The 13,887-nt window shown below is 70.2% G+C and carries 13 protein-coding genes; 4 read left to right on the top strand and 9 right to left on the bottom strand.

What is annotated here, in order from left to right:
* The first annotated feature begins 69 nt into the window (after nt 1-69).
* Nucleotides 70-645: a pyridoxamine 5'-phosphate oxidase family protein gene (locus bpln_RS18985; RefSeq protein WP_055139683.1), complete on the top strand. Its 576-nt coding sequence runs from the start codon at nt 70-72 to the stop codon at nt 643-645.
* Nucleotides 646-720: 75 nt separating this feature from the next.
* Here bpln_RS18985 and bpln_RS18980 read toward each other — a convergent pair whose 3' ends face one another.
* Complete coding sequence (locus bpln_RS18980) at nt 721-1,653, bottom strand: LysR substrate-binding domain-containing protein (RefSeq protein WP_042626963.1); 933 nt, start codon at nt 1,651-1,653, stop codon at nt 721-723.
* Nucleotides 1,654-2,427: 774 nt separating this feature from the next.
* Here bpln_RS18980 and bpln_RS18975 point away from each other — a divergent pair.
* The 3 genes from bpln_RS18975 to bpln_RS18965 all read left to right on the top strand — a co-directional run bounded on the left by bpln_RS18975 (nt 2,428) and on the right by bpln_RS18965 (nt 5,106).
* Nucleotides 2,428-3,573: a GGDEF domain-containing protein gene (locus bpln_RS18975; protein ID WP_042626962.1), complete on the top strand. Its 1,146-nt coding sequence runs from the start codon at nt 2,428-2,430 to the stop codon at nt 3,571-3,573.
* A 66-nt stretch (nt 3,574-3,639) separates the two neighbouring features.
* Nucleotides 3,640-4,131 carry a low affinity iron permease family protein gene (locus bpln_RS18970; RefSeq protein WP_055139682.1) on the top strand — a complete coding sequence of 164 codons (492 nt, stop codon included), beginning with the start codon at nt 3,640-3,642 and terminating at the stop codon, nt 4,129-4,131.
* A gap of 384 nt (nt 4,132-4,515) precedes the next feature.
* The gene (locus bpln_RS18965; RefSeq protein WP_042626960.1) at nt 4,516-5,106 is read left to right on the top strand and encodes a TetR/AcrR family transcriptional regulator; all 591 of its coding nucleotides are present in this window, start codon (nt 4,516-4,518) and stop codon (nt 5,104-5,106) included.
* A 67-nt stretch (nt 5,107-5,173) separates the two neighbouring features.
* On the opposite strand, the gene bpln_RS18960 is transcribed toward bpln_RS18965, so the two are convergent.
* From bpln_RS18960 to bpln_RS18925, 8 genes are all read right to left on the bottom strand, one after another.
* Nucleotides 5,174-6,292: an iron-containing redox enzyme family protein gene (locus bpln_RS18960; RefSeq protein ID WP_055139681.1), complete on the bottom strand. Its 1,119-nt coding sequence runs from the start codon at nt 6,290-6,292 to the stop codon at nt 5,174-5,176.
* A 156-nt stretch (nt 6,293-6,448) separates the two neighbouring features.
* Nucleotides 6,449-6,733, bottom strand: a complete 285-nt coding sequence (locus bpln_RS35755; RefSeq protein ID WP_148654091.1) for a hypothetical protein — start codon at nt 6,731-6,733, stop codon at nt 6,449-6,451.
* Nucleotides 6,734-7,094: 361 nt separating this feature from the next.
* Complete coding sequence (locus bpln_RS18955; RefSeq protein WP_042626958.1) at nt 7,095-7,625, bottom strand: GNAT family N-acetyltransferase; 531 nt, start codon at nt 7,623-7,625, stop codon at nt 7,095-7,097.
* Nucleotides 7,622-9,418, bottom strand: coding sequence for an amino acid ABC transporter permease/ATP-binding protein (locus bpln_RS38190; protein ID WP_082465356.1), 1,797 nt, complete (start codon nt 9,416-9,418; stop codon nt 7,622-7,624). The genes bpln_RS18955 and bpln_RS38190 overlap by 4 nt, the downstream gene beginning before the upstream one ends.
* A 105-nt stretch (nt 9,419-9,523) precedes the next feature.
* Entirely contained in the window at nt 9,524-10,849 is a 1,326-nt protein-coding gene (locus bpln_RS18940; protein WP_042626957.1) for an LLM class flavin-dependent oxidoreductase, read from the bottom strand.
* A 67-nt stretch (nt 10,850-10,916) separates the two neighbouring features.
* Nucleotides 10,917-11,930, bottom strand: a complete 1,014-nt coding sequence (locus bpln_RS18935; RefSeq protein ID WP_055139680.1) for an MsnO8 family LLM class oxidoreductase — start codon at nt 11,928-11,930, stop codon at nt 10,917-10,919.
* A 146-nt stretch (nt 11,931-12,076) separates the two neighbouring features.
* Nucleotides 12,077-13,021 carry an ABC transporter substrate-binding protein gene (locus bpln_RS18930; RefSeq protein WP_042626955.1) on the bottom strand — a complete coding sequence of 315 codons (945 nt, stop codon included), beginning with the start codon at nt 13,019-13,021 and terminating at the stop codon, nt 12,077-12,079.
* A gap of 110 nt (nt 13,022-13,131) precedes the next feature.
* Complete coding sequence (locus tag bpln_RS18925; RefSeq protein ID WP_042626954.1) at nt 13,132-13,686, bottom strand: GNAT family N-acetyltransferase; 555 nt, start codon at nt 13,684-13,686, stop codon at nt 13,132-13,134.
* Nucleotides 13,687-13,887 lie beyond the last annotated feature (201 nt).

The raw sequence follows: 13,887 nt of genomic DNA, 5'->3' as shown, positions 1-13,887 counted from the left end.
CCATCGCGACGCCGCTCGTTATCGTGGTCGATCCCGTCGGCCCCGGCGGGATCGACCGCGACCGCGACCATGACCGACCTCTGCGACCGAATCTGGACCCTGCTCGAAGAAGGCGCCGGCGCCGGCCGCGAGCGCTCGCCGTTCACGATGCTGCAAGCGGCCACGCTCGGGCTCGACGGCGCGCCGAAGGTGCGCACCGTGGTGCTGCGCGGCGCGGACCGGCAGGCGCGCACGCTGATGTTCCATACCGACACGCGCTCCGCGAAGGTCGCCGAACTGGCGCGCGACGCACGCATCGCGATGGTGGGCTGCGATCTCGCGAACGGCCTGCAGATCCGCGTCGAAGGCACGGCGACACCACGCGCCGACAGCGCCGGGCGCCTCGCGATCTGGCGGGCCAGCCGGCCGCGCACGCTGATCCTCTATCGTGCGCCGCTGCCGCCCGGCACCCCGGTCGCGACCCCGGCCGACGCGCAGCCGCCCGCCGCCGGGGACGACGCGCCGCTCGACGGCTTCGCGCATTTCGCCGTGATCGACGTGTGTGTTAACGCGATCGACTGGCTCGATCTCTCGGGCGAGGGCCACCAGCGCGCACGGCTCGTGTTCGGCGCGAACGGCTGGCAGGCCGGCTGGATCGCGCCCTGAACCGGCGGGCCAAGCCACACCGGCAACCTGCCCGGCTCCGCTTTCGCGCCGCCCCTGCATCGACCGTCACGCCGCTCACATCCGCAGCGCGCTGGTCCCGTGCAAGCGCCGGTCCTCGTCGCGCTGCGCGAACAGCCAGTCGCGCAGCGTGCGCCGCGCGCCGGACTCCACCGCCCCCTGCGGATACACGACGTAATAGCCGATCGACAGCGGAAACGAGAAGTCGAGCACGCGACGCAGCCGGCCGGCGGCGATGTCGCGCTCGACGAGCGGCTCGCTCATCAGCGCGATCCCCTGCCCGCCGATCGCCGCGTCGATCGCCAGCGACGACTGGTTGAAGCGCGGCCCCTTGGCCGGGTCGACGGCGCTGCCTGCCTGCAGGGCCTCCAGGAACTCGGGCCACAGGTCGTGCGCGTCGTGCAGCAGCGCGTGCCCGGCGAGATCGGCGACGCAGCGCACCGGCCGCGCGCCGTCGAGCAGCGCCGGCGCGGCCACCGCGAACACGTCGAGCGGGAACAGCAGCTCGCCCGTCAGCCCCTTGCCGAACGGCGGCTTGCAGAAGCGGATCGCGATATCGACGCCGTCGCCGCGAAACGTCGCGAGCCGCTCGTCGGCGATCACGCGCACCTCCAGCTGCGGCAGCGCCTCGCGCAACTGCGTGAGCCGCGGAATCAGCCACTTCGACGCGAACGACGGCGCGGTGCTGATGGTCAGCGTGGAAGGCCGGCGGTCCAGCGCGTCGGTTGCGTCCGCAACGATCGAGAAGGCGCGCTGCACGGCCGGGAAGTAGGCGCGGCCGTCGGCCGTGAGCGCGAGGCCGCGCGGCAGCCGCTCGAACAGCGGGCGCTGCAGGATGTCCTCGAGATGTCGGACCTGCTGCGCGACCGCGCCCTGCGTCACGCCGATTTCCTCGGCGGCGAGCCGGAAGTTGAGATGGCGCGCGGCGGCCTCGAACGCGCGCAGGGCGTTCAGCGGCGGCAGGCGGCGAGGTTTGGGAATACGGTTCATGGAATCGGTCGGGCACGGCCGACAAGCGGGCGCGCCGGCGGCTCGCCCATCGAAGCGGGCATTCTAGCGCCGGGCCGCGAGACCGGCACGAAACGAACGCGCAACGGCCACGCGACGCGCCGGCCGGCCCACCGCGCAACGCCACGTCGGCGGATACCGGAGTGCGCAACGCTTCGGCAAGCGGCGGCAATGGCAATGACGGCGGCGGCGGCAACGCGAACCCCGGCCCCGGTCACGGTCACCCGGACCAAACCTCGCTGCACACCGCCCTTCACGCCGCCCTTCACGCCGCCCTTCACACCGCACGATCGTGCGCGCCAAGCGGCGCAACGCGCTTGCCGCCCTGGCCTCGCCACCCGTGACTGCGATCGCACAAGCTCGCGGCACCGGCCCTGCCACGCGACGCGGTTCTCGCGCCGTTCGCCGTCCTGAGCATCGCCGCATTCACCCGCCCATTCACCCGCCCCGGCACGCGACTGCCACAAATGGCAGGGCCGACCCGCGCACGGCCAACATAAACGCCATCAGGCATTTTTAGGCGCGCCCGAGGCTGGTAGACTTGCGCACACGGCGCGATCCGCGCCACGCAGGCCAGGCGCGTCGCACCCGCGCGAACGTCGGAACCGTCCCGCAACGCAAGGACGACAGGCCCCGACCGCAGGGCCTCGCATCGTGCGTGCCGCCCATGCCGTTCGCCGCATCATGCCTGCCCGATTCCAATAGTGCCGCCGGCGTGCGACGTGAGCCGGCCGCGACTCGACGAAGGTAGGCCAAGTGCAGAGCAGGACCGAAGTTTATTCGCTGCCTCGCGGCAGGCTGGCGACGTGGCTGACCGCGCCGGGCCAGGATGCGCCGCACGAAATTCGCGTCGCGCTGGTGGGCACCCTGTTCGGCACGCTGCCGATCTTCTTCGGCGGCGTCTTCAACACGATCGCCGTGGCCTGGGTGCTCGAGGCCCGCCATCCCACGGCGATGTTCCGCTTCTGGCTGATCGCCGAGATTCTGGTCTGCACCGTGCGCCTGATCGTGCTCGTGATATCGCGCCGCCGCGCGCTGCAGCATCGCCCCACGCCCACCGATCTCTACATCACGCTCGCGCCGCTATGGGGCGCGACGGTGGGCTACGGCGCGTTCGTCAGCGCGATCAGCGGCGACTGGGTGGCCGCCACGCTGTCGTTCCTGTCAGCCGCCGCGATGGTGGGCGGCATCTGCTTTCGCAACTTCGCGGCGCCGCGCCTGGTGGCGGCGATGATCGTGCTCTCGCTCGGCCCCTGCGCGATCGGCGCGCTGCTCTCGGGCGAGTACGTGCTGCTGCTCACGCTGGTGCAGATCCCGTTCTACCTGTTCGCGATGAGCGGCGCCGCGCGCCGGCTCAACGCGCTGCTGATCTCGACCATGAAGGCCGAGCGCGAGAACAGCCATCGCGCGCGCCACGACATGCTGACCGGCCTGCTCAATCGCGCGGGCCTGTTCAACGCGGCCAACGGCGACACGCGCGCGCGCATCCGCGCGGGCATGACGCTGCTCTACCTCGATCTCGACGGCTTCAAGCCGATCAACGACGCCTACGGCCACGAGGCCGGCGACCGCCTGCTGGTGCAGGTGGCCGAGCGGCTGCTGCGGCTGGCGGGCAGCGAGGCGCTGGTGGCGCGCATGGGCGGCGACGAATTCGTGGTGGTGGGCGACTGCCGCGACAGCGCGACGGCGCGCGAACTCGCCAACGCGATCGCGCGCGAGATCGCGCGGCCGTTCGACCTCGCGCCCGGCATTTCCGTGCATGTGGGCGCGAGCGTCGGCATCGCGCCCGTGTCGAGCGAGGACACCGACATCGACGCGCTGCTGCGCATCGCCGACGCGGCGATGTACGACGCCAAGCGCAACAAGAAGGGCGACCTGCCCCCCGCCCAGGCCGTGGCCTAGCCGCCGGTCCGCGCGACGGGTTTGTGCCATCATCGTGGCACCCCGACACGACAGGCGGCGCCCACCATGAAGCAAGGCCAGTGGTTCTCGCGGTTCTCCAGCATGCTGTCGACGGCCACCGGCCGTCCCGCCACGTTCATCCTCGCCGGCGCGCTCGTGATCGTCTGGGCCGTCTCCGGCCCGCTGTTCCACTTCAGCGACACGTGGCAGCTGGTGATCAACACCTCCACCACCATCGTCACGTTCCTGATGGTGTTCCTGATCCAGAACACGCAAAACCGCGATACCGCGGCCATGCAGATCAAGCTCGACGAGCTGATCCGCGCCGTCAACGGCGCGCACAACGCGCTGCTCGATCTGGAGGAACTCGACGAAAAGGAACTCGAACGCTTTCGCAGGCATTACGAAGCGCTGGCCGAACGCGCGCGCCACGCGCTGCGCAACGGCGCATCCGACACCGATTCGCCGTTCGTCGACACGGCCCGGCGCGACGACGACGGGAAGGACGAGAAGGACGGGCGGGGCAAAAAGGGCGAGAACGCCGAACGGGAAGATTGATCCGCTCGGGCACCGCGCTGGATGTTTTCCTCTACCGGCGCCGCCGTGACGACGCGCTCGCGCCGCGCGCGGCCCCCACCCCTCGCCGGCTGACGAAATGCTGACACTCGCACCGTCATGCAGCCATCGCGCCCCATCGCGGTGCGCAGCCGTCGGGAATCGCCGTTATATCAATGAAAACAACGCCCCGCGCGGCACGAGACGTTGCGACGATCACGATTCGATCAGCGAAAACGGCCCGGTTCAAGGTAATCTGTGCGTCTGATCCGAATCCCGACATATCGTCCGACGGATATCCCGTCCGCCGGAAGATGTGCCCATGAAACGCGGCCTCCGATTGCGGGGGGTGTCCGCCGGCCCGGGTGGACAAAGGAAGTCCGACGCATGAGTACCAAGAAGCAGAACATCGTCGATACCGCCACACGCCTGTTCGCCGAGAACGGCTACCACGCGGTCGGCATCGATCGAATCATCAAGGAATCCGGCGTCGCGAAGATGACCTTGTTCCGTCACTTCGCGACCAAGAACGACCTGATCTCGGAAGTGCTGTCGCAGCGCGCCAGCCAGGCGCTGCAGTCGATGGCCGACGCGATCGCCACGCGGCCCACGCCCGACGAGCAGTTGCACGAGCTGTTCGAATGGCATCACCGCTGGTTCATGTCGAGCGACTTTTCCGGCTGCATGTTCGTCGGCGCGCTGTCCGAGTTTCATGCGGGCGCGGGCGAGATCGTGCGCATCTCGGTGTCGCAGAAGCAGGGGCTGCGCGGGTTCGTGCAGAACCTGCTGCGCGACCTGGTTTCGCCGACCATGGTCGAGCCGGTGGCGCGGCAGCTCGTGATGATCCTGGACGGCGCGATCATCGCGGCCACCAGCGGCGATCGCGATCACGCGGCCGGCGAGGCATGGGAAGCGGCCGAGCGGCTGCTGGCCGCCTATCGCCGCGCGCCGGCCGAGCACGAGGCCGCGGCGGCCTGACCCCCCGGCCTCGCAGGCTCCGCAGGGCCCGGTCAGCCGCGAGCCGCGCGGCTGACTCGTCGACGCCTTACGCGTGGCTGGCCGGCAGCGCCGTCAGCTTCGCGTAAAGCGAGTCGTAATACGCTTCGCAGGTCGCCATGCGCAGCGCGGCGCCGAACAGGATGTCGTCGCCCACCGACGGCGTCTGCTCCACCACCGGCACGATCACGTCGGCCAGCCATCCTTCCGCGTGGACGATGTCGATCGTCACGTGCTCCTCGTAGTACGCAAGCTCGCCGCTCGCGCCGAAGCCCACGCGCTTGCAGCCGCGCACGAGCTTCTCGTACTGCGAGGGATCGAGCAGTTCCGTCATCGCCATCACGCCCAGCAGCATGAAATAGTGCGTGCGGTTCAGGCTCGTCAGCATGAACAGGTTGTAGCCCGCGTGGCCGTCCACTTCGAGCTGGTTCGCGTGATTGTCGGGCGACTGGCCCACGCCCGCCACGTCGAGCAGGCGGCGGAACAGGTTGACGTGGCTCAGGGTCGGGTTGCCGCGACCCGATTCGTCCCACAGGTTCTGCACGAGTTCGCGGCGCACCTCGACGCGCGAGCCGATCAGCGCATACAGCAGCAGGTCGAAGAAGCGGATGTTCAGCGCGCTGTCGTTGCGGAAGAACGCGACGATCTGCTCGCGCGTGGCGTCCTTCTCCAGGAAATCGAACAGCGGATGCGACGCGGCGCGATGCCCGGACCAGATCGCCTTCAGCGCGCTCACCACCGCCGCGCTGTCGGTCACGCCGGTCTCGACCGACAGCCGCTCGCGCTCGCTGCCGAGCCAGGCGCGCTCGATCACGCGGCGCGCCTGCGTGAGCAGCGGATTGAACTGGTTGACCGCGCGCGGATCGGTGCCGTCGGCGACGTGCAGGTCGTACAGCGTGAACAGCGCCGCGTGGACATCAGCCAGCGCCGCCGCCTCCCGCGCGCCGAACGCGCGCGCCACCGTCTCGCGCAGCTTCGCGAGGAACGCCTCGCTCCAGCCCGGCGCGACGTCGAGCCATGCCTCGAGTTCGGGCTCGGCGCACAGCGCCGCCACCGCCGACCCGAGCGGCAGCGTCAGCATCGACGCGAGTGCTTCGTTGACCTGGGTTTCATTGACCGAATCGCGATCGAACGCGCGAAACGGGATCTCGTTTGCCACCGCTGCCATTTCGTGTCGCATGCTGTCCTGACTGTTTCGTTGTGGAGTGCGTCCGGCGGCGCCCATCGCCGAATCCGTCAACGCACTTGCCGGCATTCTACATAATCGAAATGACGATACGGGAGGGGCATCGCTGTCGTATTGGCATGGCCCGCATGTGTCATATCAATAGCCGATCGAATGCAATCGCCGGCCGTGTACCGGCACCCGCGCCGAATTGCCGGGCCGCGTTTCCCGCACGCAATGATCGAAGCAATCAAAATCATTCATAGAAATGCGGATATCGATCATGTGCAAACGCAGCAATCGATTTTCGCGGCGCGTTCGCGGCCGCAGCGATCCATTCGCGAGCAGGGAAGAAACCGGGTTAAATGGCCGGAAAGCCAGACAGGGCGGGGAGTTTCGCGAATCGGGGGACATCGCCGTCAGGCGGATTCCAATACCTTGCATATTGGAATCCGCGTCCTTGCTCGACAGCCTCTCAGGTCTTCGTTATTCGACCGGATATGATTTTTTTCTGAATATCCGTCCCGCCTTCGGAATGTCGAATTCGGACGTACACCGCGATAGACCATCGGTATCAATAGACTATCGGTATCATTTTGATCCGCCTTTTTTTGCCGCCAGATCAATCACGCCGTTGTCATTTCACGGAGCATTTTGATATCGGCGAGACAAGACAGATCAGTATCGCGCAGAGAATACCTTGAGATTTTTCCCAATGCAACAATTGGCCGACACCGATTGCATCGAGCACGACGGACAGCGATTCCGGACGAGGATTTTCGGCGGCATTTTCGGGCCGGCACGCTCAGGCGCCACCCGCCAGCAGCTTGTCGAAGCGATAACCGGGCTCGGCGTCCTCGCCGAAATCATGCGCGGCCAGCAGCCGATAGCCGCTCGTCAGGTACAGCGAGATCGCCTCCGGCTGGCGCGGCCCGGTGCCGAGATAGACGCGCGTATAGCCCTGCACGGCCGCGCGCCGCTCCAGTTCGGCCAGCACGCGGCGCGACAGGCCCTGCCGGCGGTGCGCGCGGTCCACCCAGATGCGCTTGAACTCGGTCGTGCCGGGGTCTGCGTGGGGCATGAACGCGCCGCCCGCGATCGCCGTGCCGCCGCGCAGCAGCAGGATGAACGCGCCGGCGGGCGGCACGAACAGCGCGGCCGGATAGCGGACCATCTCGTCGCGCAGCGCGGCGTCGTCGATCAGGCCCGCGTAGCGGCTGCGGTATTCGAACGCGAGCTCGTCGAACAGCGGACGCGCGCGCGGATCGTCGGCGACGATCGACACGAACACGTCGGGCGCGGCGGCCACGGCCGGCTTCAACAGCGGTGAACTCATAACACCTTCGACAGGAAATCACGCGTGCGCGGATGGGCCGGATCGACCAGCACGCGCGACGGCGGCCCCGATTCGACGATACGCCCCTGGTCCATGAACACGATGGTATCGGCCACCTCGCGCGCGAAGCCGATCTCGTGCGTGACGATCACGAGCGTGGTGCCGGAGCGCGCGAGCTGGCGGATCACGTCGAGCACCTCGTTGACGAGCTCGGGATCGAGCGCCGAAGTCGGCTCGTCGAACAGCAGCACCTTCGGCTTGAGCGCCAGCGCCCGCGCGATCGCCACGCGCTGCTGCTGGCCGCCCGACAGCTGGCGCGGCCAGGCCCGCGCCTTGTCGGCCAGGCCCACCCGCGCCAGCAGCGCGAGCGCCTCGTCGCGCGCCCGCGCGCGCGGCACGCCGGCCGCGAGCGGCGCCTCGAGCAGATTGTCGAGCACCGTCAGGTGCGGGAACAGGTTGAAGCTCTGGAACACCATGCCGACGTCGCCGCGCCGGCGCAGGATCTCCGCCTCCTTCAGTTCGTGGAGCGCGCGGCCCGCGCGACGGTAGCCGACCAGCTCGCCGTCGACCTCGATGAAGCCGTCGTCGATGCGCTCGAAGTGGTTGATCGAGCGCAGCAGCGTGGATTTGCCGGAGCCGGACTGGCCGAGGATCACCGTCACGCTGCCCGGCGCCGCCGCCAGCGAGAGGCGGTCGAGCACGACGTGCGCGCCGAAGCGCTTCGTCACGTTGTGGATCCGCACCGCGCCGCCCGCGCGGCGAGCGGCCCAGCCCGCGTCGCCGGCGGCATGCGCCGGTTCGGCCGGGCCCGCGTCCCGGGCCGCGTCAGGGTCCGCCTCCGCGCGGCGCCGCGCACGGCGCCACCACGCGCCGAGCCGCGACGGCGCGACGCCCTCGCGCGTCGCGCCGCGCGCGAAATGGCGCTCGACGTGGACCTGCAGCGCCGACAGCGCGGTCAGGATGATCAGGTACCAGACCGTCGCGACCATCAGCAGCGGGATCACCTCGAGATTGCGGTGATAGATGATCTGCACCGTGTAGAACAGGTCCGGCATCGCGAGGATGTAGACCACCGAGGTGCTCTTGGCCAGCCCGATCACGTCGTTGAACGCGCCGGGCAGCAGCGCGCGCATTGCCTGCGGCAGCACGATGCGGCGGATCTGCCGGCCGCGTGGCAGCCCGAGCGCGGCGGCGGCCTCGCGCTGGCCGTGATCGACCGACAGCAGCCCGCCGCGGATCGCCTCGGCCGAGAACGCGGCCTGGCTCAGCGACAGGCCGATCACGGCCGCGAGGAACGGCGTGATCAGCCCCGTGGTGGGCGCCTCGAACAGCACGCGCTGCGTGAACGGCACGCCGATCCGCACCGTCTCGTAGAGATAGCCGAGGTTGTTCAGCAACAGCAGCAGCACGATCAGCGGAATCGAGCGGAACAGCCAGATGTAGCCCCACGCGAGCGCGCGCAGCAGCGGCGAGGCCGACAGCCGCGCGAGCGCGACCGGCAGCGCCAGCGCGAAGCCGAACACGGCGCCCAGCAGCGTCAGCACCAGCGTCTGGCCGAGGCCGTCGAGCACCGGCGCCGCGAGGAACCACTTCGCGAACACGTCCCAGCCCCAGCGCGGGTTGCCGAGCACCGACTCGAGCCCGAGCGCGATCAGCGCGAGCGCGAGCACGGTGCCGGCCGTGCGCGCGTGATGGCGGACCGGGACGATCCGCAGATGCCGGTAGTCGTCGGCCGGCGCGGCCTCGCCGGCGGCGCCGAGCGGCGCGGTGGCGAGACGGGTGGTGTCGTTCATGATCTGGACTCCTGCACGAAGCTGACTGATGAAGCGGCTCGATGAAGCGGCCAAACGCCCCGCCGGATCGCCATGGCGATGCCGGCCGGCGGCGGGCGGCGCGCCTCAGGCCACGGCGCGCGCGAGCGTGTGGCGGCTCTCGCGGCGCGGCAGGCCGAGGTGCTCGCGCAGCGTCGTGCCGGCCAGCTGGCGCGTGTAGCGCCCGCGCGCCTCCAGCACCGGAATCACGTACCGGGCGAAATCGTCGAAGCCCTGCGCCTGCACCGGGAAACCGAGGATGAAACCGTCGGCCGCGCCCACGTCGAGCCAGTGGATCAGCGCGTCGGCGACCTCCTCGCCGGTGCCGATGAAGTGCGTCTTCGGCGTGGTCACGTCGAGCGCCACCTCGCGCAGCGTCGCGCCGCTCGCCTTCGCGGTCGCCTTGATGCGGTCGGTGGTCGAGCGGAAGCTGTTGCGGCCGATCTCGCCCAGCTCGGGAAACGGCGCGTCGAGCGGATACTGGCGGAAATCGTGATGGTCGAAGAAGCGGCCGAGATAGGCGAGCGCCTCGTCGATCGTGACCAGCTCGCGGATCACGCGGTACTTCTCCTCGGCCTCCTCGCGCGTGGCGCCGACGATCGGCCCGATGCCGGGGAACAGCTTCACCGCGTCGGGCGCGCGGCCGTGCGCCACCGCGCTCGCGCGCACGCGCCCGGCGAACTCGCGGGTCTCGTCGAGCGACGGCGAATGCGTGAAGACCGCGTCGGCATACTTGCCGGCCAGCGCGATGCCGGCGTCCGACGAGCCGGCCTGGAAGATCACCGGCTGGCCCTGCGGCGAACGCTGGATGTTGAGCGGGCCGGCCACCTCGAAGAAGCGGCCCTTGTGGTCGAGCGTGTGCAGCTTGTCGCGATCGAAGAAGCGGCCGCTCGCGCGGTCGCGCACGAACGCGTCGTCGTCCCAGCTGTCCCACAGGCCCTGCACGACCTCGAGGTATTCGTCGGCGATCTCGTAGCGCAGCGCATGCTCGGGATGCGCGCCGCCGTAGTTCTTCGCCGAGCCCTCCAGCGGCGAGGTCACCACGTTCCAGCCGGCGCGCCCGCCGCTCAGCAGGTCGAGCGAGGCGAACTGGCGCGCCACCGTGAACGGATGGCTGTACGAGGTGGACAGCGTGCCGGCCAGGCCGATCCGGCTGGTGGCCGCGGCCAGCGCCGAGAGCAGCGAGATCGGCTCGAAGCGGTTCAGGAAATGCGGGATCGAGCGATCGTTGATGTAGAGGCCGTCGGCGACGAACGCGAACGCGATGCCGTTCGCCTCCGCCTCGCGCGCGATGCGCGTCATGAACGCGAGGTTGACGCTCGCGTCGGCCGGGCCGGCCGGGTGCCGCCAGGCGTTCATGTGGCTGCCGGCGCCTTGCAGCATGATGCCGAAGTTCAGGTTTTTCCGTGTCATGTCGAGATCCGCCAGAGAGTGGGCAATGACCGGCGCGGCCAACCGCGGCGCCGGGTTCGAACCGGCGTCAGGCCGGCTCCGTGAGCGCCGCGCCGGCGATCGCCTCGATCGAGGCGAGCCGTTTCGCGTAGTCGGCCACCGGCGTGTCGATCACGAATTCCTCGACGCCGAAGCGCCGGTGCAGCGCGTCGAGTTCCGCACGGATCTCGTCGCCGCTGCCCGCGACCGCGTGCGGGCGCAGCTCCTCGATCCGGTAGTCGGTCGCGCCGACCTGCGCCGCGTAGTCGGCCGCCGCCTCCGGGCTGCCGAGGTTCACGGCCTGCCCGTTGGCCAGTTGCAGCCGGAAGATGCGCAGCGCGCCCGCCTCGCGGCGCGCGGCCTCGGCCGAATCGGCCGCGAACGCGTACAGCGCGAGCAGCGGCGCGCGGCCGGTGGCGTCGCGATAGGCCGCGAGCGAGCGCTCGAGGTTCGACACGTCGCCGTTGAAGTGGCCCGCGTAGCAGAACTGCCAGCCGTGGCGCGCGGCCAGCGCCGCGCTCGCCGGGCTGCCGCCCAGCAGCACGCGCTGCGGCGCCTCGGGCGGCTCGGGCAACGCGCGCGCGGCGGGCGGCGCGGCGGCATCGGTCACCGCCGCGGCATCGGCCGGCGCGACGAACGCGTCGAGTTCGGCCAGCAGCGCGTCGAACGACGGCTGCGCGGCGCCGGCGTAGCGGGCCTGCAGGGCGCGCGTCGTGGCGGGCAGGCCGCCCGGCGCCTTGCCCACGCCGAGATCGACGCGGCCCGGCGCGAGCGCGGCGAGCAGCCGGAACGTCTCGGCCACCTTGAACGGGCTGTAGTGCTGCAGCATCACGCCACCCGAGCCGACGCGGATGTGCGAGGTCACGGCCAGCAGATGCGCGATCAGCACCTCGGGCGCGGAGCTGGCGAGGCCCGGCGCGCCGTGATGCTCGGCCACCCAGAAGCGGCGGTAGCCGAGCGCCTCGGCGCGGCGCGCGAGCCGCAGCGTGGCCTGCAGCGCGTCGGCGGCCGTCGTGCCGTCGGCGACGGGGCTCTTGTCCAGCAGCGAAACGGAATAGGTCATGGTTCGACTCGGTCGGCCGCGCCGGCGCGCGGGCCTCGGTGAGGAAAGCGGCCCGGCGCGGCGACGCGCCGGATGCGGGCGGCAGCGGGGCGAGATCGGCCGGGGCAGTGCGCCCGGCGGGCGCGAGGCGATCGGCGCGGCATGGCTCAACTCTTCGGCAGGCCCGGCGGATTGGTGCGCGCCGCGTCGATCGCCTCGCTGCCGAGGTTCCAGCGGTCGAGCACCTGCCGGTACTTGCCGTTGCGGATCAGGTCGTTGAGCAGCAGCGTGATCGGCGCGGCGAGCCCGCTGCCCTTGCGGGTGGTGATCGCCACCTCGGCGGTGACCGGCCAGCCGCCGCTCACGGTGCCCACCAGCCGCGTGTCGTGGGTGCGCGACTGCTGGTAGGCGAGGCCCGCGTTGACGCTGAAGATCGCATCCACGCGCCCCGATTGCAGCGCGACGTTGCGCACCGCGATGTCGTCGTAATAGACGATCTTCACGGGCTTCAGGCCTTTCGCGACGTTCTGCTTGTCCCAGGCGATCAGGATCGCTTCCTGGTTGGTGCCCGAGTCGGTCACCACGCGCAGCCCGGCCACGTCCTTCGGCTCGCGGATCGCCTTGATCGGGCTGCCGTTGGCCACGTAGAAGCCGAGCACGTCGCGGCGGTAGGTCGAGAAGTCGAACTTCTCCTTGCGCTCCTCGGTGACGGTCACGTTCGACAGCACCGCGTCCACCTTGCCCGAGGCCACCGCGAGCGGCCAGTCCTCCCAGGCGAGCGGCACGATGCGCAGCTTGCGGCCGAGCCCGTCGGCCACCACCTGCGCGAGATCGGGGTCGTAGCCGACCAGTGTTTTCGCGTCGGTGGCGTAGGTGTCGAGCGGCGGCCACGACACGGCCATGCCCACCACCAGTTCGCCCTTCGACACGAACGGATAGCTGGCCGGAATCGCCGCGATCGCCGCGCTGTCCGGCGCGGCCCGCACGCGGTCGTGCTGGTCGGGGCTCAGGTTCAGGTCCGGCGCCGCCGCGTGGGCCGCCGTCGCAAGGCAGGCCGCGGCTGCGAGGAGCCATGCCGCCCATGTCGATTGTTTCGTCATGCTGAATTTCATCGGTTCTCGTTTCGTGAACATCGTCGGTGGGTGGCCGGCAGCGGGTGCCGTGCCTTCTGGTTCGTACCGTTCCTGCCGTTCGTGCCGCTCTTGCCGCCCTTGCCGCGTGTTCAGCGCCGGCCGAGCGGCCCGGCGCGCCGCAGGTCGGCCAGCGAATCGGTGCGCCGCGGCGAGAGCAGATCCTTGCCGAACGGCAGCCGCCAATGCACCTCGATCGGGATCGCCGGATCGTAGAGCCGCGCGTAACCGGCCGCGTCGTAGAGCCCGGCGGCCTCGGGCTGCCGGAAGCCGGTGGTCAGGTAGACGCGCCGGTAGCCCTGCGCGCGCGCCCGCGTCTCCAGCGCGTCGAGCACCTGCCGCGCCACGCCGCGCCGGCGCCAGTCGTCGTGGGTCCAGATCCGCTTCAGCTCGGCGGTATGCGCGTCGTAGCGCTGGAACGCGCCGCCGCCCACCGCCGTGCCCGCGTGCAGCAGCAGCACGAACGCGCCCGCCGGCGGCGCGAAGTGCGCGACTGGATAGGTGGCGAGCTCGTCGCGCGCCTCGGCGAGGCCGCCGGGCCGCACGTCGGCGTAGCGCGTCGCGTACTCCACGGCCAGCCCGTCGAGCAGCGGTGCCGCGATCGGATCGAGCGGCGTGGTATCGAGAATGTCGTAGGTGGGGCTCATGGCGAATGCGGATGCGCTGACTGACATCGCGCGCGGCACGGCTTGCACGGCGCGATCGACGGCTTTGACGATAGCAGCGCGCCGACACGCGGCGAACCAAGCTTTCGGCAGAACCTTATGCACTCGGCGGCGGGTTCGCGCGCGCGGCAGCGGCCAGCCGCTGCCGCGTATCGCATAACGCCGCTCGTGCGCCGATGCGCG

Source organism: Burkholderia plantarii (genome assembly GCF_001411805.1).
GTDB classification, from domain to species: Bacteria; Pseudomonadota; Gammaproteobacteria; order Burkholderiales; family Burkholderiaceae; genus Burkholderia; species Burkholderia plantarii.
The sequence above is the reverse complement of the archived record's forward strand: the minus strand, read 5'-3'. Positions and strand labels throughout refer to the sequence as shown.